A 23,131-nucleotide genomic window follows, 5' to 3' on the forward strand; every position below is an offset into this window, starting at 1 on the left:
ACATCAAAAAGCTAAAGTTTAGTTACAAACGCTTAAATATGGATATGTATGGAAAGACTAAATGACAACGAAGTAAAAGAAGTTGCGAGAATGCAACAGATGATAGATTTATACGAAGGATTTATCTGCGCTTTACACATGATGATGTTGAGCGAAAAAGAAATTAACTATCCACAATTTACCGACACCAACTTTGACAAGGAAATGAATAAAATATGGCGATGGGTAAAAGAACACAAATGAATATGGAATGGAAATTTCGCGGCTGGGATGCCACAGGTAACAAAGGTTGGGTTTACGGCGATTTGGTACACAATCAGAAAATTACAAAGACAGGCTTAGAGCCGAGAGTTATGGTAGGAGGCTATGAGGTCGTGCCGGAGAGCGTAGGCTTGTGGACTGGCAGAAAAGACAGCAATGGCAAAGATATCTTTGTCGGCGACATCCTTAGAGACGCATGGGACCTTGTCAATGAAGTAATATGGGATGATGATGCCGCTGGCGTGTATCTCTACTATAAAGACATATACTCTACTTTTATGGATAAAGAATATGAGCATATGGAGATTATCGGCAATAACTTTCTGAACAAAGAACTTTTGGATAATGAATAACAAAAAGCTGAAAGACCTTAGAAAGGATGATAGAATATGGTATTGGCATTTCACTTGTACAACACCTATCTATGTAGAGAGCATAAAGCGTGAAGGTGACCTGATGCGCATTAAGGTAAAGTGGGACGAAGCGGAATTTGAATGCTTCGGACACGCATTAGGCGTAACTTGTGTAGGACATAACAGGAAACTCAGAGAAGATATTATGTTTACCTGTTCTTACGACATTTCCAAGAATAACGAAGAAAAGAGGCAGAAGATAAAAGCACTTCTTCCTGTATTGAGTGATTTAACCAAAAGAATAGAAAAGTTATGAAAGAGAAAGAAGAGAAATACTGCGGCGAATGCTGCTGGTTTTACGGAGAGGACACCTACGGATACGGAAGTTGCCCGTTCCGCTTTGCAGATATTCATGAGTGCGGACAACAATGTGACACACCGACGAAGTATGTCAGCAAGACACAGATGCGCCACTATCAGGCTATACTATTGCAAGCAAATAGGTATCGCAGGGATGATAACGTTCCTGCCATCTATAAAATGCCAGACACGAAAGAACTTGGCAAGGCGATAGACTTTGCTTTTGAATATATAAAAGTATTCAGCAACCTATGAAAGAAAACAGCCTGTCCTCACGGATGGGCTGTTGTCTATTAAAACCTAAAACTATTACTAAAAACTCCTAAATCCATTCAACCTTTTAGACTGCGCTCACGGGCTATCCAAAAGTGAACTAAACAAATACATGAAAAAACTATTACTAAAACAAATACATAAAAATGAACGTTTACATACCTCTGTATGCCGTTAATGCTAAAAACACACAATTCATGAAATTATTTTTCTCCTTATCCATCTAATCATCATCACGATAGCCGCAATGATGACGGCGATGGTTACGCCTGTTGTTACCTTTCCGAAATCAAGGCAGAACTGCTCCCATTTGTTGAGATTCCTCTCGACTGGATATGGGGTACGGATGGAATCAGTCTTGATAAACGAGTCCACTACGACACGCTCTTTCCATCGGTCTATATATTTGGTATGCCATTTCTCATACCATACCGTATCACCTTTTGAGTGAATGAAAACGGAGTCCTTGACGAGAACCGAGTCTTTTTGAATGAACGTGTCCGTCTTGGTAACATACTCCGTTTTCACCGTTTCCACGGGGATATACTGAACGCTCTTGCATCCGCATAAGAGGAAGAGCAAGAGTATCATCATGGCTATCATAGGTCCGGAACAGCCGTTGTTATAGTAACCATCCCTCCCGTAGGTTTTCAAGAACCAATATGAATAACTCCTTTGTGTAATCATAGTCCAAATTCTCGTTTAAATCTTCTAAGATAGTACATTCTTTCGCTAAGTCCATTTGTACCGCCATTGATACGCTTTGTTACGGCTATCGCATCATCCCTATCTGCAAGCTGATTACAACCATTGGCGTACCAAAACCACATCGCACTCTTATAAGCGCCAGGACTCTGTGCAAGCCATTCGGGATGTTCGCTTACCTTTCCATTGCAGAATCCGCTTTTCTCATAGGCTATAACGTTGGACTTGCCAGTTATCTGCACTATACCACGTCCACGATATTTCCATCCATCACCACTCTTTTCATCTCCATTACCCATGCGATTTGCGTAGACTCTATTGGCGATCTTCTCTGGCTGACGTGCATAGTCTTTTACGTTCTCCTTATTAAAATATTTCGGGAAAACCTTTAATAAGCCATCGGCAGAGTAATTCAGATTCTCTTCAACGGCATTGAGGGCATTACTTTCATGGAAGAATTGAGCGAGCGCATGAGCTGTCCTTAGTGGTGTGTTGATGCCAAAACGTTCAGCCCATTCGTTAAACACCTTCACGAGCTCCAAGGCCCTTGTCTTATTGGTTTTTGGCACTGCTCTTAATAACTGTGACTGATTAATTATCATAATAGGTTGATGTTATTTAGTTATCGTCTTTATCCAATATGGTGTTACGGCTCTCCTTGTCGGGATATGTCTGCGTGAACTTGGCACAGAAGGCTGCTCCGGCACTTGTTCCTACCAAGTAGGGGTAGATGTCAAGCCACCACTCATGGGGCTGTGCTCCTGCGGCTATCATACCTTCATTGATGGCTATGGCAAGACCGCCGATGAAAGCGGCTACACCAAAGACCCACTTGAAGAACTTAGGCATCTTGTTCCGCCAACGGCTCACAATCTCGTTTCCTGTGTTCTTGATTTGCTCTCCCATGGTCTTACTTCTTGTTCTTCTTTATCTTCACCCCCTTGTCTGATGCCTCTACCATACTATTGAAACTGTTGAGTTCCGATGTAAGCCGTGAGAACTGCTTAACCATTTCAATCTTTAGCTCGTTGATAGTATTCAACAGCTCGTCGTATTTCTTCGAGTGAGATTCCTGTCGCGTTTCCATCTTCTTGACCTTTTCCTCAAGGATGGTGTTAAGGTGCATCTGCTGGGCTACCTCGTCGGTCATCTCCTTACATTTCTCGTCCATAGACTTCGACTTCTCTTTCAGAAGCCGAACATCAGTACGCAGGTTGTTGATGAAGCCCACGTACATCACAACGGCAGCGACTAAGGCTGCTATTATCTCATTGATGATAGCCTGTTCCACTCTCTACTCCTCCTTCTTCCTGTTGTGCCACACATGTATCATGTACAATGGTATCAACACAGGCCAGAAAATACTATACCAAATCGTCTCGAACTTGCTCTTACCCCATCCCTTGATAACCTGATAGGCTAATACGATGCTTACAAGGTAAAGAATACCTACGATAATCCAAACTGTTTCCATAATCCTACAATCTTTAGTTAAAAATGTTATCCTTCTCGCTTTTCTACTAAAGTAGAAAGTATATTCCGCTACAAAGATAATCTTTTTATTCGATAATCGTATATCTTTTCACGAAAAAGTGCGTACAATTTGCAAAATGTGACAAAGAAGGAACAGCCGACACTTTTCCGTCAGCCGTTCCTCTTTCTGACAACACTTAGCTGTTGTGTATCTTATGAATGAGATACAATGGGATTAGCACAGGCCAGAAGATAGTGTACCAGATGGTCTCAAAGGTGCTCTTGCCCCACTTCTTAATCTTCTTGTAGGCAGGGATGAATCCTATAATCCATATCACTGCTGCTACGATTCCTACATTAATCCAAAAATCCTCCATAGTCTGATAAATTTAAATTGTTAATTACTATTCTGCCGAAACAGCAGACATTACCTCGTCAGCAACCAGCTTGGCTTTCACTCTCCATGCTTGCATATCATCCATCTCAGCCTTGGCATCCTCGTCTTCTGGGTTAGCGAGGTAGTTGTTCTGGACTGCCTGCATCACATCATTGGGATAGCCTGCTGTGACAATTGCATCAACAATCCTGCTGCGGGTAAGAGGTGCATCAAGACGTACCACATAGGCTTCCCATATCTTCCGCTTGATGGTTTCCTCTCCACCCATTGATGGATACTCTTTCTCTACCTCCTCAACATCGAAGTTGATGCGTACCTGAGTGCCTTCATGTGCAATTAACGAAGGCTGTAAGTCAAATTCCGATTTTCTCATAATAAAACCTCCTATAAATTTGTAAGAAATCAATTTAATCTGATATGTCGTAGTCGGGATAGCCCGAAGCGTTCCTGTTCACTATCTTCCCGCGGAAAGGCAGTGCGTCATGCTCAAAGACATACTGGAATATCTGAAGCAGCCTCGGCCCGCTTGTCATGAATTTAAGCATCTTCCCTTGCGCATTCCTCACCTGTATCCAGGCGGCAGGCTTACCAAACTTGGATTGCAAGCCAAGCTCCACATCAAGAAACTCAAGTGGCTCATTAGCGATGGTGTCTATCGCCGTCCTCGTTCCTTGCAGTATGCGCTTGCCGTTGGCATCACGCTTCTCATATTCCGGTATTTGCAAATCCTTGAAAGATTTCATATTCATTACTTTACACCATAGATTAAATCCATTGCAGTGTTGCAACCACCCTTTGTAGCTTGCGGCTACCCTGTACTTATGTAAAGGCTCCATGAGTCGTGCCATCTTACGCTTGAACTTTTTCTTCATCCGCTTGCGCAGTTGGATATGTTCTATAAAGAACACATAACCTACGAAGTCGAGCCCGTGACGGCTGTCGATTATCTGCACCCCTATGTTTTCATGCAATGGTTGGCACATCACGTCAGCGGCATAGTGCCTGATGAAGTTGACAGCCTTCCAAACCTCTTTCTTTGAAGTTCCCATCACCACGACATCATCACAGTATATCTCAATGAATACATCAAATCGGGATGCTGTCTCACGGCATAAGTCGCAACTGTAGAAATTGGCTATCGGCTGTATGGGGTATAATCCTATGCCGAGTCCTCTCTCGCAGGCGGAGATAATCTCCCATAGAAGATATCTTATGCCTTTATTGCCGAACTTACGTGCTATGCGGTTATAGCATTTCACTTGGTCGATGTTATGGTAGTACTTCACAAAATCAAGTTTGGAATAGTAAAGTCTTCCTGCTTTCTTGTGCTTGTCTATCCACTTTTCTGTGCGACGGGCGGCGAAGTGCATTCCCTTGCCCTCTATTGAGGCACTGCTGTCGTAGTAGTAGTGTCGCATCAATATCGGCATGATGACACGCATCAGTGCATGGTGTTCTATATGGTCTGGGAAATACGGCAACTTATGAAGCCGGCGCATCTTTCCACAAGGACACCACTGCTCTACTTCCTGTCCAGGCGATGTATGATAAGTTCCTGTCATTAGCATCTTCTGAAGGTTGTCAAGGTTCTTGTCACGTTCCTTGTCGAAGAGACGGACACCCTTGTGACCTCCTTTGCGCTTGCGAGCCTCACGGTCTGCCTCTATCAGGTTGTACATCTGCCACACCTGTTCTATGCGTACCTTGCGGTTCTTTCCACGCTTACTATATGTCAGTTCCTTTTCTTCCATCATACATGATAATTTCTCACGGCCTTCTACACTTTTGGCTACCGAGCGTTCGGTATAGGCGCACAACTGCCTTGCTTACTTGCACAGCGGGACTTTGTTTCATACCCAATGCCTTTTATTTTTGCTCTGTCGGGTGTTACCCCTCCATCGAGACAGGTTCAATCGTGTGACCGGCCCGTAACTTGGGACGCGTCCCCGTATATTTTTTTATAGTGTCGAATTTCAGGCGAGCCCCGATATTGTCATTCGCGTTCGAGAAAGCGTTATTCGAATTCGCGTACGAAAGACCGCATTGCGAACCGTTGTTCGCGTTACTGCCAACAATCAGGAGCTCCACGATATGTCACCTTTTCGGAGGTTCTTTATGCCTCCTCGCCAACGCTATACGTTCCAAGGAAGAAGAAGGTTGTATAAAACTACCTTAGAACACGTCAGCGTAACTTGTATGTATCTTTCCGTGATACTTTCCTTATGGGTGCAAATTGTCAAAGAGCAACGTTTCTAATCTGGCGATTTTTCTAAATTGTTAATACTTTTTTGTCATTTCTCTTTTTTTTGTTAGGCGGAAGCCTGCCGGATTTTCAGAAAGCGACGCTTCCCGATTTCGCTTTTCGCTTCGCTCCGACAGGCTCCGGCCCAATGCTTGCCTACGCAAGCATTGACAGAAGTTCCGCTCCGCTAACGATCTCTGGTTCCGAATAGAAGGCCAGGCGAGCCCCGACACTGACATCCGCGCCCGAGAAAGCGCGATCCGAAGACGCGGACGAAAGACCGCACGGCGAACCGAGGTACGCGGGACCGCCAACAACCAGGAGCTGACCACCTGTAGCAGCCCAATATCCGTCGCAGTAGTAGGTGGTTTCACTACCGCCTACAGCCTTTGGCAGCATATCCCAATACTCTCCGAGTTCCATCTGTGTTGCGTACTGTCCGTTTGCACTTGAAAGCACACCACTGATGTCACGTCCTTCTGCGGTATTGCTTACCACATTGCCGTCATAGACAACAGCATGCCTAACACTTCCGCTCATATAGAAGCGAATACCAGGACGGAACTCCCACAACTTGCCGAACATGTCCTCAAAGCCGAACAGCTTCGTCACATAGCGTGTAACGTTAGCTCTGTCCGTTGCTGTCACGCATCCTGTTCCATCACCAAGGCTATCTGCCATACCATGAGCTAAGTCTCTATAAGCATCCCATGACGCACTTGAGCGGGCATTGCCGTTGGAAAGGAAGCTCTCTGAGTTGAGATTGCCATAGCGTGCCTGATAGAGTGCATTGATAAGACAGTGGAACTGATAGTTAGCCAATCCAAAGTCTGCGTGAATGGCTTGTGCGTCCTGCCAGAAGGCACTCATCGTCTTAGAGTGTGAAGAGCCTACACCTGCACGGCTATGCCCTCCTGCAGACATCTGATAAGCACCCACCCAATGTGGGGATGCAAATACATGTCCTCCGTTAATAGGTGTCATTCCACCGAATTGTAAGGTAGTTCCATTGCCTAAGTAATGACAGTCTGGAACATGTATCATACACTCAGTGGCGGCTTTGGCTGCATCTGTCACAGTGCTTCCATCTGCGAACAAACTCCAATTGGAAGGATTTAGTTTGGCGGCATATACCTTGCCATCCTTTACGAGGAATAGATAGCCACCCATACGGTTGATATACTGTGCTGCTGCTCCCTGATTGTTTACGGTGAATGTAGGTGATGAACTTCCCTCAAGCGTGAAATTAGATACAATGGAATCTATTGCATAGGACATGTTAGTCTGTATTTCCTTCACTGATTGCTGTAGGTTATCTATCTGCTCTTCATAATCTCCCTCTGGTGTCTGCCAGGTTCCGTCTTCGCGCAAATACTTACTTGTACCACTGCCAGTACCAAGAGCAGACTTAACTTCAGCGGCTGTTGGTGCAATATGCTTCTGAGCACCTGCCTCTATACCGCCTAACTTATTCTTCTCATCTGTTGTATAGTCATTGGTTGACAGTCCCTTACCTGTTACCTTATCAACCTTTTTGGCAAGTTCGGTATATGCACCACCAGTCGTGAACTTGGTAGTACCTCCTGATACTGGTGTTGCACTATCTCCCGTGTTGACAACATCCCCCAATCCTACCTGTACCTTTGTGACACCATGCGGATTGCTTGTGTTGTTGATGTGGTCGTTGACCACCTTTCCATCGGCAGCAGTACCTGTTGTGGTGCCAATCGCAAGGTCGCCTTTAATCTGAGTATATGCAGAACCACTCCATCTCCAAGAGGTATTGGTTGACTTGTCAACGTAAATCTTTCCTCCCTCACCAGTTGCGGGGAATGCTGACTTGGTGTCATACTCCAATACATCATCCACGTAAGACGGAAGTTGCGAAGAAGGCACTTTTCCTGCGGAGTCAAGCGTTGCCACACCAGAAGCAGCACCCATCTCACTTCTCTTAACCTGTGCATCGTTTGTTACACTGCCAAGACCGACATCGGACTTGCTGACGGTAACATTGCCGCTCAGAGCATGACCATTGACGGTCGTTGTCTTGTCTACCTTCGGGTCTATCTTGTCCGTCTTGAGCTTCTGCAAAGCCGCTTTGAGGTCTTGGACGTTGATAGCCTCGGTTTCATGTCCTGTTGTTGCCATAATATATATCGTTTTTTCAAGTTAATTCATTTATGATTGATTCGCAAGTAGCCACGGAGGCATACTCGGTAAGTCCCGGTATCGCAGGCTTCAGCTTGTCATCCCATAGGGTCTTGAAGTCTTCGAGAGCCATATAATTTTCGCCTGTCATAATCGTTTCTGTTTATTCTTCCTTTATCATGTCAAAAAAGAATCTCGGGGAGAGGAACGCGTCCCCTCCCTGAGAAAAAGAGAGCCTTAGACTACGAAAGCAGCCAGTTCCTGTGCGGTAACGCGGTTGGGCACCTCGATGTCAACAGCCTTGTTAGCATCGGGAGTCAGAGCCGTGCCGTTCACCTTCACGCTCTGGATGGCGGTGTCGGCCTTACCACCCTGTGCAGCGGTAGCGAAGTCAGAAGCCTTCGCGCCTGAGTCTGTCAGGTTGCCGTTGGCATCCAGTCCGGCGAAGTTGCCGTTAGTAGCAGAAGCCACCTTGTCGGCCTTTCCGCTGATGTCCTGGTGCTGCTGAATAGCAGTATCAGCCAGTGCGAGGGAAGCCTGCACTTCTGCCGTCATGTCGGTAGAAGGAATACCGCCGCTTGGCTTGTCGTACTTAGCACCCCAGGCAGCCTTGTCGCTGGTGGTCACGTGGATGTCGCTGTTGCCAGTGTGAGAGGCAATGGCAGCTGCGTTGGCAGCACCCTTGGAACCTTCGTAGGCAGTGCCTGCGGTCTCACCGAGAGCGATGCTTGCGGAAATCTCCGCATAGGCAGTGCCACCCCAACGATAAGTCTTGTTGTCATCGAGCGTGACATAGATCTTGCCACCCTCACCCTCTGCGGGCAGTGCTGCGAAGTTGGCTGCCTCGATAACGTCGTCAACGAATGAAGGCAGCTGGCTTGATGGAACCTTACCGGTAGCATCCAAGGTGGCAACACCACTGTTGGCGCCCTTCTCAGTAGCAGCGATGAACGTGCTCTGGGCGATGTTAGTACCATCAGCCAGAACGAGGTTCTTGGCATTGGTGTCAGTACCTGCCAACATCGCAATGAAACCGGCTACGATGTAAGGCTTGAGTTTGCTGGTCCAGAGTTCCTGGACGTCGGCTAACGCCATGTAATTCTCTTTAGTCATGATAATAAAAGAATTAAATTAAACATATAGAGGACTTTCACCTCCGATTACTATAATTACATCATCTGTATGCATGCCATAATCTGACCTTTCAGCTCGTCATGGTCGTCGCCTTGCTTGACGGCTTGGTCGAAAAGCATCTTCAGAGTCATGGTAGCACCTATGATATACCCCTGTGAGGATGCCCTTGGTGCATCGGGTGCTTTCAGTGATGAGTACATCACCATAGCCACCTTCTCAGCCTGCTGTATCTCTTTAGGTACTGCCGGCTTAGTGTGAGTTCTCTTCCTGCCTCTTGGTGCGGGAGCCTTTGGAGTAGGCTTTGTTGCTGTTCTTGTAGTCATAAGTCTTATACGTTAAAGTTGTCCATCTGTTCCTGTGTCACGCGGTCCTTGTCGGTGATCATCGAGTCCTTCACCGACTTGCCCAGGTCGACCATCTCCACGGATTCGTCCTTTATCTCCTGGCTGCCTACGGAGTCAGGTCCCGGCTGGGAGCCACCGCCTCCTCCGTCTAACTCATACTCTTTACCATCATATTCAAAGATAAGCTTGTTTATTTTCTCTGCCATAGTCGTAATTATTTATTAGTTTAACTCATCAATGATACTCTCACACGTCTCTACCGTTGCGAACACAAGTTCTTCCTTTACCCTGCGGGCGAGGTCTTCCTTATCCTCTTCGCTCATAGAATCCCAATCAAGGTCATCACCCGTGGCATAGACGGACTTCTGATAGGTCTTTGTCTGAGCATTCCAGATATACCAATAGTTCTCATCACCTGTCGTGCCGTCGCCGATAAAAGGAGGATGATCGTTCCAGTCCTTAGCATAGTCACCCTGCGCCTTGGCATAATCGCCTTGCGTGTTGGCATAGGTGGCTTTCTCATTGGCTAACGCAGCCTTTTCATTTGCTAACCCTGCCTTATCATTCGCTAACGTTGCCTTATCATTGGCATTAGAAGCAGCATTATTGGCGAGCGTTGCCTTGCTATTAGCGTTCGATGCTGCTGTATTGGCATTCGACGTAGCGGTCTGTGCGGCCTGTGTCTTGCTGACGACATCAGCCCTAAGCGTGTTCCAATCCCCACGGACACCACTGCTCTCATCTGTTCCAAAGAAGGAGTTCCATGATGTATTGACACCAGACCAGAAGTCGCCCCATAGCTTCCTTACGCCTGTTGGCAATGTGTCACTGAACCAGTTAGTCCAATCGGTCTGACGCTGTGTCTCCGCAGCAACACGGGCCTGCTCGTTGCTCTGGCGTGTCTGCTCGTTAGCCTCTATCTGCTGACGGCTTATATTGGCGTTATCTGCTGCCGTCTGTGCGAGCGTAGCCTTTTGGTTTGCATTGGTAGCGGCACTATTGGCATCCGTGGTGGCCTGCTGAATAGCTGGCTTCATATTGGTTAGCCAATCAGCCCACGCTTCCGATGATGCCTGGTCAAGGTCGCAGAGGAAAGTAAAGCTTCCTTGTGAGTTCTTGCAATACATCTTGGCATTGTCCTCCGATGTCTTGTCGGTGGTAGCAATGATGACGAACTTTCCCTGTGGCACGTTTGCGGCATCGGCATTCATAGCAGCAACGGAAGGATAGGTGCGATATATATCAAAGCCAATATCAACACTCCGTGACACACCATTTCGGTCTGTGATGGTTACGGTAAACCCTTGCAATCCTGCGTTGACATTCTCTGCCCCTGCGGTAGCGCCCTGCGCTGCCGTTGCTGCGGTGTTGGCATTGGTGGTAGCCGTCTGCGCATCTACTTTCAATGTGCCCCATTCAGTAGAGCGTGCCGTGAACCAGTCACTCCATGTCTTGCGCACTCCCTGTTGGTCTGATGTGCCGAACCATGTGTTCCATGCGTTCTGTATTGCCGTGACGGTATTATCAAGGTACTGCTTCAGCACAAGGAGTTTCATGCTGACATATCCAGTCATAGAGCCTCCCTGTACACGTATGCCGGGAAGGGTGACATCATCGTTTATCTGCGAGACATCATCAATGACATCCTCTTCCTGCTCTACCGAGTACCCTAACTGCTCAAGGGCTTCGCTGACCTGTTCTATAAATTCGGGTGTTACTGCCATATCTCTTACTGTTTAATATATCTAATCCATGCAAAGGCATCCCTTCTGTCCAAGTACATGAGGTCGTACTGGTTGGCGTATGCCTCACGCTCCAAACTGATGTTCTTGTATGCCGTCATCATATTGCGGTAGATGCACAGACGGACAAGCCACTCTATGCCGTACCACCAGAAGAAGAGAGGGATGGCAAGGAGCGACCACCACCCGCATCCTGCTGCGGCGAGGACGGCGGCAATGATAGCACCTACGACAAGCATCTCCTTCTGCTGTCTGCCGTGCGTTCCCTCATGGCGCTCTCCTATGGTGTTGAAAGCCCACGCTCTGTCCTTGCGGATAAAGAGGAACGGCCAAATCACCATTGACGTGAATCTTTTCACTGGGAATATGTTGTTATATATCTTTTTCATATCGTCTTTTTCTCCTGCATTAATTACTGTATATCATTGACCAGCACTTTCCATAAGTAGGAATATCACCTAAGTAGAAGAGAAGTGCAGAAGTCCTATCATTCCAAGTATATGCCTCCCCCGGCTCAATAAGTGCGACATCATCACTTCCATTAAGCACATAGGCATTACTGCTTGCTTTTAATATCATACTATCTGACATATTCTTGATAATAAATATTGTACCAACAGGCGGGTCCTTTGGCAGAGTAAAGGATTTTGTCCTTATGTTGATTCTGTCATAATTCTTGGTATCCAATACCTTCAGATAGCCCCAATCATCAACATACACACGTCCTTCAGGATAGGCTTCATTTCTGGTAGGCCAACTATTACTATATAAACAAGCTCCGCTATCATCTGAACCAACCTTTAAAGTATATCTGGTGTTGTTATCTTTTGGATATTGGCTCTCTATTATAGGATAGAAAGAATTGTAGAAAGCATCAATAAATGAACTGTTTTCTGATGATTGTGTTCTCCAGTAGTTTCTAAAATATCCGCCATCAACTTTATCAATTCCACTTTCTTGCTTTACAAAAAACAGCCCGCCGCCATAGGAAATGTCTATTCCATCTCCACTATCTCCATCAAATAGTATTTTGATTTTTGACCGTCCATCTTTATCATATCCTGTAATTGTAGGAATAGCTATTGAAGTGGTTGCTGTGTGATATGCGGACGGTGCTATTTCCCACCTTCCTTTTCCTTCTGCTATTGAGGTTACCTTTCCTTCAAAATAGCCGTTTTTGACATTTACATTACCAGCATTATCCCAATTAAAGTTTCCTCTAGCAAAATATCCAGAGCCATCCATGCGGAAAAGTGAAGTTGCCTTACCGCTATTAGTTGTGTCATAGGTTTGAGTAGAACTGTTGTATCTATCTTCCATAGAACCACCAAACCATGCAGCAATAGTACTATCATTAAGATAGATACCATTCATCCCGCCGTATGTATTGTAATTCTCTACATCTTCCTTGTCTCCAGTTCCTTTATAATGGCGAAGGGCAATAAGTGATGTCAAAAGAAGTCCTCCATCTATTAACGTTGCACCATTCAAAGCGTCTTTTATGGTATCAAGTAAATCTACTTTATTTTTTGCCCCTTTTGCTAAGCTATAAGCGTCATCTGCAGCAGCCTGTGCATCATCAGCAACTTTCTTTGCTGCTGTTGCTATGGCGTTCATTATCGTTGTTCTAGCTGTGTAGTAAGCAGATATATTTTCATAATCGCTTTCTATTGTTATGTCCTCTGGAGAAGATGCAGTGTACTTATCGAAAGCCGTAATAGCATTTCCATATGCCGTTACAAATGCTGTTTTTGAAACACTATACTTGTCAGCTTCTGAACAAATCTGAGAATACTCCTGAACAATATCGTTCTTTTGCTGCTTGAGAGAAGTCTTTTCTTGTGGTGAAATCTTACCGTCAGAAGCCCAATTGTTTAGTCTGTTGTTAGCTGTGTTAGCAGAAGTCTGAGCAGCACTTGCTGCATTGGCGGCGTTTGATGCAGCGGTTGCAGCTTCATTTGCAGCGGACTGTGCTGTTTCTGCGGCACTCTGCGCTGTTGCAGCGGCACCGGCGGCATTTGATATACCTTGGCTTATCTGTCCACCTGTAAGTGCCTGCACATATTGGTTTGCTTTAAAATCATTGAGTGCAGAGTCGTCAGTGTAATCTATCTCCTCAAAAGTTACAGGAGAGACATTGGTACAACGATACACCTTGCCTTTCTTATAAACAACACCGCTCTGTGTCGTATTATCATTTGGTATGAAGAGGTCTCTCACATGAAGATTATTTCCCCATGCTCCCCAATTAACATAGATGTTTGATTTTCCGTCAATAGTGTCAAATACACTTTGTGGAATATTCTGCTGCTCCCAATCATAACGTGGACTTGCGCCTTGTCCTTTGTCCTTATAGTACCATGTCGTTCCGTTACCTGTTTTATACCACAGGTCTCCAACATGCTCTGCTTTTAACTCGTCTGTATTCCAAGCAGATGACGGGTCTGCGTTCTGATACCACGTTTCGGCTTTCTTGTCCAACTGTAACTCTATGTCATCCGTGATGGCAGTGATGAGATTGTTGATGTAAGTATCCAGGGCTTGATTACCAATAGTGCTTTGTGCGGAAATCCTCGCCTTTACCTCAAGTAACTTGTTCAATGAGTCATACTTAATGTACGTAGAGTTATCCCTTGCACCGATGAAAGCGTCTCCATAGTCCTCTATGATAGGCACACCCGTATTAGGGTTGTAAAGTAACCCAATGATACGTTTGTTCGCCAAGGAGAAATCGTTTATGTCGTGATAGAATTTAAGGGCAGGAGAGTCTGCATTGCTTACATCTAATGTTATGATATTCTGACGGTTTGTGGTGCGGTCGTTACCGAACTGTACGACATGGTCACCTGCGGCGGGAATGTCAGAACCTTCGTCATAGCCTCCATCCACATTGCTGACATCGAACCAATGGTACACCTTTCCGTCTATCAAAGCAGGCTGGCAGTGTGTCGTGTCGGGATTCTCTGATGGCTCTTCGGTATTGGATGACACCCTTATCACCTTCCTCCACCAATATACATTGCCTATTTTCGATGAACCTTCAACATAGGTGTTTCTCTTGGAACTCTTCATATTTATCGTCTGACAGCGTGCAAGGTCACCAATAGCCCACATGTTGTCAATCTCCCTGTCATCATCCTCGGCAAGGAAATAGAGACGGAAAGCCTTTACGTCCTTCAGTTCCTCTGATGTTATGGTCTTCTTCGTCTTGCGGTTTCTTCCGAAGAACACTCCCTTCAAAAGGAACGGCATCTTCTTCAACAGCCAAGGCACCTGACGATATACATATCCTACCACCTCACCACTCTCATTGATGAAATCGGTCTTTACAATGATGTTGGCAGCAGAAGAATATACCTGGTTACCCGCTATGGCTGTTTCCTTCTTCACCTCCAACTCCTCAAAGGTAGCCTTCTTCCTGACGTGCAGGTTATCGACGGTCAAAGCACTTGAACCCGTGCCGTCATCCGAGGTAAGACGGAATCCTGTGTCTGCGATGCCGTCACCCGTATAGTTGGAAGAACGGACGGTATTCATGATACCCTCTGCCGCCCTTAGTTCATCCTTTAATGTCAGGGAGTTCAAAGAGCCGTTGCCATCGGCATCGAAACCGAACAACCCCTTTGTCTTTATCCATAGTCCTTTGAGGAAACCTATCTCTCCTTGTGCGGTATCATTATCCGTCTTTGAGAGGAAACGGGTGTTTACATAGTCCTTTACGATATTCAGCACACCGCTTTCAGACATACCGCCACCTGTTCCGCTGCCACCACCAGAGATAAGCGTCTGCACCTGCTCTTTGAGTTGTGTCTGTGAGCCTTTGATGACCTCATTGCCTATCGTTATCTCCTGCTCGAAGTCATAGTCCATCTTAGTGACTATCTTCATTACACGGGTCAGCAACGGGTTCTCAGCGGTGTAGTTCACATTATCCGCATACCTTACCTGCTGTCCTATAAAGAGGTGTGAGTCACGTTCTCCTTGCTGCTCGTCCTCCCTGAACATCTCCTCAAAGGCTATGGGGTCGGACTTGAAAGTATATGAGTTGTTGTCGGTGAATAGGTTGTCGATATATTTCTCCGTCTCGCTCTCCAACTCCTTCTGCGCAGCCGTTTCAAAAGGCTTGTCGGCAGTGGTGTCCATGACAATGTTATAGAGGTTGACGATATTTCCTAACAGTGAAGGCTCGTTAAGTCCTTTCGGGATGATGCCCTGTGACTTGGTGGTAGGCAGTATGTAGTCGTTCTGCTCTTGGAAGACTATCTCATAGTAGTTCTCATCTACGGTGCTGCTTGCTCCTGTCAGCGCATCAACGATACCCGTATCTCCTTCTTCCGTCGGTGGAGTGTTGGCAACGGATATATAGTTCTCGCCCTCAATACCTAATGCTATCAGTCCAAAGCCATAGTTGCCATTATCCCCATCGCCACGTCCGGCGAGCGGTGATGTCTCGGCATTCGGTGTGGTGTTTGCCTTGAACTGCCCATAGAGGGATTTTCCGTCTATTATCTGCGAATACTCCACAGGGAAACGTGACTTGTCAACACCTGCGGCAAAGGCGATCTTCTTACCTTCAAAGATAGCATTCTGGAAAGCGGTAAGGTTGGCAAGGCTTGGCTCATCACGGTCATCTTCCGGTGTGTCGCCCGTATACTCAGCATAGAAACGGCACTCCCCTTGGTTGAGATAAGACCCGTTGATATAACCTTTTATCGTGATGTTGTCTGCCGTGAGGCTCACGATATATGTTCCACCATAGGACTTTGACTCATTTGTGAACAACGATGCGGTGGCATCTATGTCCAGGGTCATTTCGATATTATGATATGCCGTGCTGTTGATAAGGATTTTCTTGATGATGACACTCATGTCCCTTACCTCCGTAATGTCGTAGTCGTGCCATTCCGTTACCTCTCCCTCTGCGTTCTTCTCTGGATAAGCAAGACGCATATACCAAACGGCATAACGCTTGTATACGGGGTTATTGTCTGCATCGTAATGGTCGATAACCTTCTCGTTATTGTCATCAAGGCGGTATCTCTCCCTATACTTTATATTATAAGCATAGAGGTCAAGGTGTGGATACACATTCTCAAAGATAAGGCTCTTGACATAAGGCTTCATGCCGAGCAAGTCGAAATGCTCTTTGTCGTAGGTTATTATCTTACCCTCACTGTCCCGCTCTCCTAATGAATATATAATACCATCGGAGTAGTCGTTTCTGTTCAGCGACAGGCGGACGTTAGCCTGTACATACTCTCCGCTTGCTGCCCGACGTGTGATGTTACGTGAAGAACCCTGTGCCTCGAAAGCGTTCCAGTAGCCATCTTTGGTGTTTCGTACCGATGGGATGCCGATATTCTTATCAACCTCAAGAAGTAAAGGTTCTTCGCCTTTGCTGAACATGATATGGCCGAAATACAGGGTCTTGCGTTCCCAATCTATGTGCCACTCGCATTTCAATAGGTTGGCAACGTTCGATAGTGCCGAAAGGATATCCACGGTGGAGAATGTCGTATTTACCACGTTGTCAATCTCTCCGATGACCTGATAGCCGAAAGCCTGCTTACCCTCTAAGTGGTAGACAGCATTCATCTGGTCGCAGAAATACCCTAATAGCGTTTGTATATCACCAGTATACGGCCAGTCCAAAAGGTTTATGTCGTTAGCATCTGAATCTTTTGTGGGACGGGAGAACGTTACCTTTCCAAGATACATCTTAGGATGCTGGAAATGCGGCTCATAATGGAATTGTGCCCCGCTTTTCTGCTCTGGTTTATACGGCTCTAAGAGAGAGTAATGTAACCCGTCCTTGAAAGGTATGATATACGCATCTACGGGGATAACATCACATACCGCATCATCCCATGACAGTTTCACGAAGTCGGACTTCATCAGTTCCTCTTCGTGCTCTGCTGCTTTCGTGAGAATCACATCATGCAATCTATTCCCGTCTGCGTCGTATAATACCATTTTCTTATAATGTTATCCTATCTTTCGGATTCGGTTCCGTTAAACTGAGTGTAAAGGTAGCCTTTTTATTTCTATACTCTTGCTTTGGTTGGATGTCTTTATAAACAAGTTTGAAGATGCGGTATTTTGAAGGTATCTTTAAGTAAAACATTCCATTCGATAACTTATCAATGAATGCTTCTAAGTTATCAACAAAATCTCTCTCTGTATCCGCTTCAAAAAGGACTTCTAATGATACTGTATTCTCTGCGAGTTTAGAGTACTCTGCTTTTGCAAGGTATCTTGTTCCATGTTCTAAGCGGCTTGTATTTGTAACATACTCTTTTGCTTTTCCGTTGCAAAGCAACTTGTAATAACCGCCTTTAATAAATGATACGCCATATTGCTCAAAGATGTCGATGTAAGCGGAATCGTCCTCTGTTGGCAGTTTAATAAATGCACTATTCTTCATATACGGATATTTTTATTGTTCGTCAATTTTCTTCCTCATTCTTACTACCTCGTCGTACATTTCGGGTAATACCCTGGTATTCTCGCTAATTTCGGCAAGATGTGAGTTCATAAGGCCTTGCGTTTCCACCATAGACTGAACACCCTCACTGATATTTACTACTCTTGCTCTTGTTTCTCTTATATTGTCGCCTATATCTGTAAGGAGTTCGGTGTGTATCATTGTTTCCGAAAGAGTCTGCTCTAAGAGAATGGTATGATTCAGTCCGATACCAACAAGGCTGTCTGCTTGGTCGTAGGAAATGTTCTGTATAGAGTTTGCCGTAGCGGATTGTTGGCTACGAGCATTCTCAATCCTGTCTATGCCTAACTCTCTTAACTGTTCTATTTGGCTGATACCCGAATCAATAACACTTTGGTAACCTCTGTAAAAAGCATCATTCGCCTCTTGCAAAGCCTTTTTGTCGTTGTTTGCGTTAGCAGCCGATACACTCTTATACCAAGTATCATAGAGAACCTTTAGTTGGTCTTTAAGATTCTGTGCTACAAGGTTGTTGATAAGCATCCTGTTAACCATCTTCTGCCAACTCTCTGCTATGCTGTCGGTTACATCTTCTACACCATCAGCATAGTCGTAGAGATGGTTTATCATATCGTCAAAAAGGCTATCAAATGAAGTAGTAAGCATTATCTCGGAAAGTTTCTCCGATGCTTCCTCCATCTCATCGGCGAGGTCAGCCCATGCGTTAGCAGCTTTTGAGATACGTCCTTCGTCGTCCCATCCTGTATTAGCAATCTGAAACCATAGTTCTGCGGCTTCGGCATTTCCTTCTTCGGCAAGACGACGCAACTCTGCGAGTTTCTTCGCACCTTCATTACCCATCTTAGAAAGTTGTTCAAACAGCCCTTGCCATGCTGTACCATATTCGCCTTCTGATAAGCCAAGCAAGTTCCTTATTCGCCATACATATCCTCCTTCTCCTTCACCTCCATTCTCGTTTCTATAATACCATTCGCGATGTCGGCGACCATAATAACCCCAACCAGCTTCTTGTATCTGACGGTTATACTGTGCAGATTTATTAATGAACTTCTCTAGCAAATCCTCATACTTTGATAATGCGCTTGCACCATAACTTTCTGACATCTCGTCAGAAATACGCTTTACACTCTTGTCGATACTTTCAAGGATAGTGTTAGAAGCCTTAATTTCTGCGTCAACTTGCGCTCTTGTATCTTTCGAGCCAAACCATGAGTCAAAGCCACCAAATGTAACAGCGTTAAGGATATTTCCTATACCTTTCGTTAACGAGCCTGTTATCTGTCCTACAAAATCAAGCGATAGAACATTGTCTAAGATACCTGCAACGGCATTTAGAACAGTATCTATGAGATTCGAAATAAGTGTTCCTATTCCGTCTTTTAATATATCAAGAATAGATAGGATAGCGGAGATTAGTTGTCCGATAAACCCGGCATTGCTAAGAGTGTCGGACAACTTGCTAACAGCCTTTCCTACCTCTCCACCGATATTCAGTTTAGAGAGGCCATTAAGCATATTCTGAATGCCTTGAAAAGCACCAGAAAGCGTATTGTCGGCAAATCCTCTAAGGCCGTCGGCTACTAAGTTAAGTCCGTCAACGGTATCTTCTTCTGATTCTCTAAGGCCGTTAGCAAGGTTCTGAACCGCTGTTTGCTGAACTCTAACAGACTCGCTCGCAGCAGTGGCAACTTTTTCCGCTAAATCAAGACTTATCTTTGCATTTTCAATCTCGGCTTTATTACCAGAATCTAATGCTTTCTTATATCTTTCTTTTGCTTTTTCAAGGTGCTCGGTAGATGTTATCTCGGCATTCTTTGCTTGTTGGAGCCTATTAATAGCAGCACCAAGACTATCCATCTGCTTCTTTATAGAAGAGAAATTCAGTGTACCTCTGCCCTCACCCGTTAGCCCTTTTAATTTTGTTATAGCATCATAGACTACTTTTTGGTCGGCTTCATTCTTCTTTGCAAAACTCGGCTCTCTTACATATTGACGCAGTTTCTCCAAAGTGGTTCTGAGTTGGTCTCCTAAAAGGTTTGTAAACCCGCCAAGAACAGATTGCCAATCAATACTCTGTTGTAGAGCACTCATATTGACAGCATTCTTCTTGCTATTCTCCTCTGCCTTCAACCTAAGAACCTCTCCTTTAAGACCGAGGGCTTCTGCTTTTGCAATCATCTTAGCATACTTCTCAGTAATGGCAAGTTTTTGTTGTTGGAACGTACCATACTCTATTAGGTATTCTCGCATTGATTGAATTTGCTGTTGCAATTCATTATTCTGCTGACGGGCAATAGTAAACTCCTCTAACTTCTTATATTGCTCTTTTATAGCATTAATAGCACTTTGGTCTAACTTTGTTTCATCCCATTGCTCAGGTTTGCCTCCGCGTGCTTTGATTATCTTCTCTTGTGCTTCAAACTCGGCTTTTTGACGGGCTCGCTCTGCTTCAATAGCAGCTTTTCGCTGTTCTGCTAACTGCTCTAGTTCTTTTTCAAAGGAACGATTCTTCTCAGCAAGAACCTTGTCGGCTCCGTCTTTCATTGCAGCAATACGAGCATCAGTGATTCTTTGCTCCATATCCTGCTCTGCTTTTGCTCTAGCAACGACATTCTTATGGATAATCTCTTCTAACCTTGCCTCGGATTCATCTATCTGCTGTTGCTGACGGGCATCTTTCTTCCCTGCGTTAGCCATTGCTTTGAGGTTGGACTGTTGCATACGAACAAGCATTCGTGTTGAAGCAGCCCTCTGTGCTTCTAAGGCATAAACAGCGCCTTGTGCTTCTCTTTCTTTTGCATAACTTTCGATAGACATTGTATGAAGAGCGTTACGCTCTTTTGTTATGCGGAGAAGTTCTTTCTGAGCCTTAATCTGCCCATCATACTTCTCTTTAAGCATATTCTTTACAAGTTCTATCTGAGCGTCCTTCTCCTTACCTGTGAGGGTGTATATCTTTTCACGCTCTCTGGCAATATCTATTTCAAGTTGTTTTTCTTTTACCTTGGCTTCAGAAAGTGCTTTCTGTGCGTTAAGTTCTTGTTCTGCTAACTGTGCGGCTTTCTTTGCTCTGCCAAACATATCGGCACCGATAGCACCGAGGTCAGCTGACCAACCTTGACTAATACCTTCGCCTAAGAGTTTAACTGTTCCTTTTGCTGCTCCGGCAAGAGTGTCCCAACCTGATTTGAGAGTATCAACTACCGAGGTGCCTGCTTTCTTTAAATCCTCCCATCCGTTTTTTATTCCTTCTATGGCTTTCTTTGCTTCTGCGACATTCGCTCCTGACGCTATAAGGTCTATAACGCCTTTGGCAATCTGACCTACACCTGAAAGTGTCTTAGCGACGGCTTTAAGAGGATTAATGACTAAGCCTATTAATCCTTTGCCAAATTGGTTTAATGCACCTTGTGGGTCGGCGAAAGCGTGGTAAAGATATTTGCCTATCTTTACCGCTATATCCATAAGAGAGGAAAGCAGACTACCGAGATAGGCTGTAATCTTAGCAAACGCACGCTGACCTTCCGCATCTTTTTTAAACCACGCAAATATTGCTTGTAATGCTAATACAATAGCACTAAGGACTGCTCCGATAGGTGTCGCAGCCATCGCCCATAAGGCTTTGGTGAATGCAACGGCACCTCCAGTTGCTGCTGTAAAAGGTGCAACCAGACCGCTAAGAGCGGTTTTCATGTTACCCAATGAATCTTGGAACTTGCCATTTCTTGTGATTGCATCTACGACACTATTCTTCCATTTTGCGAGGTAGCCACCTGCCCTACCTTCTTCCGACATCTCTTTCTTTGTGTCGGCAATCTCCTTCTTGAGATTGTTAATCTTTTCTAGAAGTTCTTGTGCTTTCTTAGATTGTTGGTCAAACCCTTGTTTCTCGGCTAACTTGTCATACTCCTCTTGAAGGGACGCATGCTCTTTCTTAAGGTTCTGTAATCTGTTATGTAACTCGTTAACAGCATTCCATTGTTCTTTGAAAGATGACGATGCGGATTGCGAGGACTGATTTTCCTCGTTCTGAGCAGCAGACACTTGTTCCGTAGTAGACAAGAGTCTTGCTTTTGCATCCCTTAATTCATTGAGAGTGTTGCTATATAGTACGGCTTTCTGCTGTGCCTCTACATAGTCCGCTGACGTTATGTATTCATTCCACTCCTCTCGGCGCTCTCCTTTCTCACCTACGAAGTTAGTTGTCTTTGCGTTTTCGGCATTGTACAACTCCTGTATCTTAGCAATCAACTCATCGTATTTCTGGATAGCCTTCTGAATATCTCCGTCTTTTGAGAGTTCTTGGTTTATACTCTCTATCTCCTTATGGAATGGTTGTAGTGCGTCAATAGCCTCTTTTTGGGCTGCCGTTAACTGTTTTTTGCTTTCAACGTTTTCTTTGGTGGCTTCCGTTTCTTTTGTCATTTCGGAAGCATTAGCAGCGTGCGCACCTGCTTCTACGACAGTAGCAGCAGTTACCGCACCATGAGCGACAGCATTAGCTGCCGTGCTTACGTTTGCCACACCGAGCATAGAAACGAGTCCGTTATAACCTGCCTCCATTTGCTGAACAACAGCATACTGAGCCTGATAAGCATTGGTATTGTTATGTATCTGCTGCTCTACACCTGCAATAGAGGTTTTTAACTGATTATACTTCTCTGAGCCTATGACTGAGCCACTTAACTGAGTATTCAGCTTTGCGAGTTCTTTTTCAAGGTTTGCTGTCGCTGATTCAGTCTGTTGCATCGCTTCTTTGGCAAGACGTATTTGCTCTGGATAGTTTGCAAGTGCCGCTTTTGCTTCTTCGGTAGCCTGAGCAAACACCTCCATAGCCCGCTTTTGTTTCGTTGCGCTGTCGTCAGTAGACTGTGCTATCTCACGCATTGCATCGCTTACACGCTTGCTAAGTGCATCGGTCTTTATGCCAATCTTATCGAGATTGTTTATCATCTCGTTTATAGAGCGGTCTATGTCTGATATATCAAGGTGTCCGCTTATACCAAGTATTTCGTCGTTTGCTGCCATATTTCTATATTTTTGCGATTTTATCGCAAATTTAAGGCTTCTCACGGCGTTTTGGAAATGTTCGAGTATAAGTATATAAACAAGTAGCAAAACGCTGTTAGATTGCGTTAAAATAAGTCTTAGGCGGTTTACTTGTTTACTTTGATAAAGTCTAATTTGACTTTATTATAGTAATATGGTGTACTTTTGTGACGTAGTGCTTTGG

At 45.0% G+C, this 23,131-nt stretch carries 22 protein-coding genes; 4 read left to right on the plus strand and 18 right to left on the minus strand.

Annotation, left to right across the window (positions count from 1 at the left end):
- The first annotated feature begins 48 nt into the window (after positions 1-48).
- The 4 genes from BLU47_RS11840 to BLU47_RS11855 are packed head-to-tail and all read left to right on the plus strand — an operon-like array spanning position 49 to position 1,229.
- Positions 49-243: a hypothetical protein gene (locus tag BLU47_RS11840; RefSeq protein WP_091962956.1), complete on the plus strand. Its 195-nt coding sequence runs from the start codon at positions 49-51 to the stop codon at positions 241-243.
- Positions 244-245: 2 nt separating this feature from the next.
- Positions 246-614, plus strand: coding sequence for a YopX family protein (locus BLU47_RS11845; RefSeq protein ID WP_176780575.1), 369 nt, complete (start codon positions 246-248; stop codon positions 612-614).
- Entirely contained in the window at positions 607-930 is a 324-nt protein-coding gene (locus tag BLU47_RS11850; RefSeq protein WP_091962960.1) for a hypothetical protein, read from the plus strand. Before BLU47_RS11845 ends, BLU47_RS11850 begins: the two co-directional genes overlap by 8 nt.
- The gene (locus BLU47_RS11855) at positions 927-1,229 is read left to right on the plus strand and encodes a hypothetical protein (RefSeq protein ID WP_091962963.1); all 303 of its coding nucleotides are present in this window, start codon (positions 927-929) and stop codon (positions 1,227-1,229) included. Before BLU47_RS11850 ends, BLU47_RS11855 begins: the two co-directional genes overlap by 4 nt.
- Before the next feature lie 213 nt (positions 1,230-1,442).
- Here BLU47_RS11855 and BLU47_RS11860 read toward each other — a convergent pair whose 3' ends face one another.
- The 18 genes from BLU47_RS11860 to BLU47_RS11940 all read right to left on the minus strand — a co-directional run bounded on the left by BLU47_RS11860 (position 1,443) and on the right by BLU47_RS11940 (position 22,926).
- The gene (locus tag BLU47_RS11860) at positions 1,443-1,934 is read right to left on the minus strand and encodes a hypothetical protein (protein ID WP_091962966.1); all 492 of its coding nucleotides are present in this window, start codon (positions 1,932-1,934) and stop codon (positions 1,443-1,445) included.
- Complete coding sequence (locus BLU47_RS11865; RefSeq protein ID WP_091963242.1) at positions 1,931-2,521, minus strand: glycoside hydrolase family 19 protein; 591 nt, start codon at positions 2,519-2,521, stop codon at positions 1,931-1,933. Before BLU47_RS11865 ends, BLU47_RS11860 begins: the two co-directional genes overlap by 4 nt.
- Positions 2,522-2,570: 49 nt before the next feature.
- On the minus strand, positions 2,571-2,858 hold the full coding sequence (locus tag BLU47_RS11870) for a hypothetical protein (protein ID WP_091962968.1): 288 nt from the start codon (positions 2,856-2,858) through the stop codon (positions 2,571-2,573).
- 4 nt (positions 2,859-2,862) lie between these two features.
- A complete protein-coding gene (locus tag BLU47_RS11875) occupies positions 2,863-3,243 on the minus strand; it encodes a hypothetical protein (protein WP_143025559.1) in 381 nt (126 codons plus the stop codon).
- Between the two features lie 3 nt (positions 3,244-3,246).
- Positions 3,247-3,426 (minus strand): hypothetical protein, encoded by a 180-nt coding sequence (locus BLU47_RS11880; protein WP_091962973.1) that lies wholly within the window; start codon positions 3,424-3,426, stop codon positions 3,247-3,249.
- Positions 3,427-3,622: 196 nt separating this feature from the next.
- Entirely contained in the window at positions 3,623-3,802 is a 180-nt protein-coding gene (locus tag BLU47_RS11885) for a hypothetical protein (protein ID WP_091962976.1), read from the minus strand.
- A gap of 27 nt (positions 3,803-3,829) precedes the next feature.
- Positions 3,830-4,195 (minus strand): hypothetical protein, encoded by a 366-nt coding sequence (locus BLU47_RS11890; protein ID WP_091962980.1) that lies wholly within the window; start codon positions 4,193-4,195, stop codon positions 3,830-3,832.
- A 34-nt stretch (positions 4,196-4,229) separates the two neighbouring features.
- Positions 4,230-5,576, minus strand: a complete 1,347-nt coding sequence (locus BLU47_RS11895) for an RNA-dependent RNA polymerase family protein (RefSeq protein WP_143025560.1) — start codon at positions 5,574-5,576, stop codon at positions 4,230-4,232.
- A gap of 644 nt (positions 5,577-6,220) precedes the next feature.
- The gene (locus BLU47_RS11900) at positions 6,221-8,212 is read right to left on the minus strand and encodes a hypothetical protein (RefSeq protein ID WP_091962987.1); all 1,992 of its coding nucleotides are present in this window, start codon (positions 8,210-8,212) and stop codon (positions 6,221-6,223) included.
- 16 nt (positions 8,213-8,228) lie between these two features.
- The gene (locus BLU47_RS15195; RefSeq protein ID WP_255402184.1) at positions 8,229-8,363 is read right to left on the minus strand and encodes a hypothetical protein; all 135 of its coding nucleotides are present in this window, start codon (positions 8,361-8,363) and stop codon (positions 8,229-8,231) included.
- 86 nt (positions 8,364-8,449) lie between these two features.
- Complete coding sequence (locus BLU47_RS11905; protein ID WP_143025561.1) at positions 8,450-9,325, minus strand: hypothetical protein; 876 nt, start codon at positions 9,323-9,325, stop codon at positions 8,450-8,452.
- Positions 9,326-9,381: 56 nt separating this feature from the next.
- The gene (locus tag BLU47_RS11910; protein ID WP_091962993.1) at positions 9,382-9,669 is read right to left on the minus strand and encodes a hypothetical protein; all 288 of its coding nucleotides are present in this window, start codon (positions 9,667-9,669) and stop codon (positions 9,382-9,384) included.
- 5 nt (positions 9,670-9,674) lie between these two features.
- A complete protein-coding gene (locus BLU47_RS11915) occupies positions 9,675-9,896 on the minus strand; it encodes a hypothetical protein (protein ID WP_091962996.1) in 222 nt (73 codons plus the stop codon).
- 15 nt (positions 9,897-9,911) lie between these two features.
- A complete protein-coding gene (locus tag BLU47_RS11920) occupies positions 9,912-11,414 on the minus strand; it encodes a hypothetical protein (protein ID WP_091962999.1) in 1,503 nt (500 codons plus the stop codon).
- Between the two features lie 5 nt (positions 11,415-11,419).
- Entirely contained in the window at positions 11,420-11,821 is a 402-nt protein-coding gene (locus tag BLU47_RS11925; protein WP_091963002.1) for a hypothetical protein, read from the minus strand.
- A 19-nt stretch (positions 11,822-11,840) separates the two neighbouring features.
- A complete protein-coding gene (locus BLU47_RS11930) occupies positions 11,841-17,405 on the minus strand; it encodes a hypothetical protein (protein WP_143025562.1) in 5,565 nt (1,854 codons plus the stop codon).
- A 4-nt stretch (positions 17,406-17,409) separates the two neighbouring features.
- Positions 17,410-17,856 (minus strand): hypothetical protein, encoded by a 447-nt coding sequence (locus BLU47_RS11935; protein ID WP_091963007.1) that lies wholly within the window; start codon positions 17,854-17,856, stop codon positions 17,410-17,412.
- A 12-nt stretch (positions 17,857-17,868) separates the two neighbouring features.
- Positions 17,869-22,926: a hypothetical protein gene (locus tag BLU47_RS11940; RefSeq protein ID WP_091963010.1), complete on the minus strand. Its 5,058-nt coding sequence runs from the start codon at positions 22,924-22,926 to the stop codon at positions 17,869-17,871.
- Between the last annotated feature and the right edge of the window lie 205 nt (positions 22,927-23,131).

Origin of the sequence: Prevotella sp. tc2-28, from assembly GCF_900107705.1 — a bacterium.
Taxonomy (GTDB): Bacteria; Bacteroidota; Bacteroidia; order Bacteroidales; family Bacteroidaceae; genus Prevotella.

What these genes read in the sequence shown, in the direction of transcription:
- BLU47_RS11840 (WP_091962956.1), top strand. Translation starts at nt 49, where the DNA reads ATGGAAAGACTAAATGACAACGAAGTAAAAGAAGTTGCGAGAATGCAA.
- BLU47_RS11845 (WP_176780575.1), top strand. Translation starts at nt 246, where the DNA reads ATGGAATGGAAATTTCGCGGCTGGGATGCCACAGGTAACAAAGGTTGG.
- BLU47_RS11850 (WP_091962960.1), top strand. Translation starts at nt 607, where the DNA reads ATGAATAACAAAAAGCTGAAAGACCTTAGAAAGGATGATAGAATATGG.
- BLU47_RS11855 (WP_091962963.1), top strand. Translation starts at nt 927, where the DNA reads ATGAAAGAGAAAGAAGAGAAATACTGCGGCGAATGCTGCTGGTTTTAC.
- BLU47_RS11860 (WP_091962966.1), bottom strand. Translation starts at nt 1,934, where the DNA reads ATGATTACACAAAGGAGTTATTCATATTGGTTCTTGAAAACCTACGGG.
- BLU47_RS11870 (WP_091962968.1), bottom strand. Translation starts at nt 2,858, where the DNA reads ATGGGAGAGCAAATCAAGAACACAGGAAACGAGATTGTGAGCCGTTGG.
- BLU47_RS11880 (WP_091962973.1), bottom strand. Translation starts at nt 3,426, where the DNA reads ATGGAAACAGTTTGGATTATCGTAGGTATTCTTTACCTTGTAAGCATC.
- BLU47_RS11885 (WP_091962976.1), bottom strand. Translation starts at nt 3,802, where the DNA reads ATGGAGGATTTTTGGATTAATGTAGGAATCGTAGCAGCAGTGATATGG.
- BLU47_RS11890 (WP_091962980.1), bottom strand. Translation starts at nt 4,195, where the DNA reads ATGAGAAAATCGGAATTTGACTTACAGCCTTCGTTAATTGCACATGAA.
- BLU47_RS11895 (WP_143025560.1), bottom strand. Translation starts at nt 5,576, where the DNA reads ATGATGGAAGAAAAGGAACTGACATATAGTAAGCGTGGAAAGAACCGC.
- BLU47_RS11900 (WP_091962987.1), bottom strand. Translation starts at nt 8,212, where the DNA reads ATGGCAACAACAGGACATGAAACCGAGGCTATCAACGTCCAAGACCTC.
- BLU47_RS15195 (WP_255402184.1), bottom strand. Translation starts at nt 8,363, where the DNA reads ATGACAGGCGAAAATTATATGGCTCTCGAAGACTTCAAGACCCTATGG.
- BLU47_RS11905 (WP_143025561.1), bottom strand. Translation starts at nt 9,325, where the DNA reads ATGACTAAAGAGAATTACATGGCGTTAGCCGACGTCCAGGAACTCTGG.
- BLU47_RS11910 (WP_091962993.1), bottom strand. Translation starts at nt 9,669, where the DNA reads ATGACTACAAGAACAGCAACAAAGCCTACTCCAAAGGCTCCCGCACCA.
- BLU47_RS11915 (WP_091962996.1), bottom strand. Translation starts at nt 9,896, where the DNA reads ATGGCAGAGAAAATAAACAAGCTTATCTTTGAATATGATGGTAAAGAG.
- BLU47_RS11920 (WP_091962999.1), bottom strand. Translation starts at nt 11,414, where the DNA reads ATGGCAGTAACACCCGAATTTATAGAACAGGTCAGCGAAGCCCTTGAG.
- BLU47_RS11925 (WP_091963002.1), bottom strand. Translation starts at nt 11,821, where the DNA reads ATGAAAAAGATATATAACAACATATTCCCAGTGAAAAGATTCACGTCA.
- BLU47_RS11930 (WP_143025562.1), bottom strand. Translation starts at nt 17,405, where the DNA reads ATGGTATTATACGACGCAGACGGGAATAGATTGCATGATGTGATTCTC.
- BLU47_RS11935 (WP_091963007.1), bottom strand. Translation starts at nt 17,856, where the DNA reads ATGAAGAATAGTGCATTTATTAAACTGCCAACAGAGGACGATTCCGCT.
- BLU47_RS11940 (WP_091963010.1), bottom strand. Translation starts at nt 22,926, where the DNA reads ATGGCAGCAAACGACGAAATACTTGGTATAAGCGGACACCTTGATATA.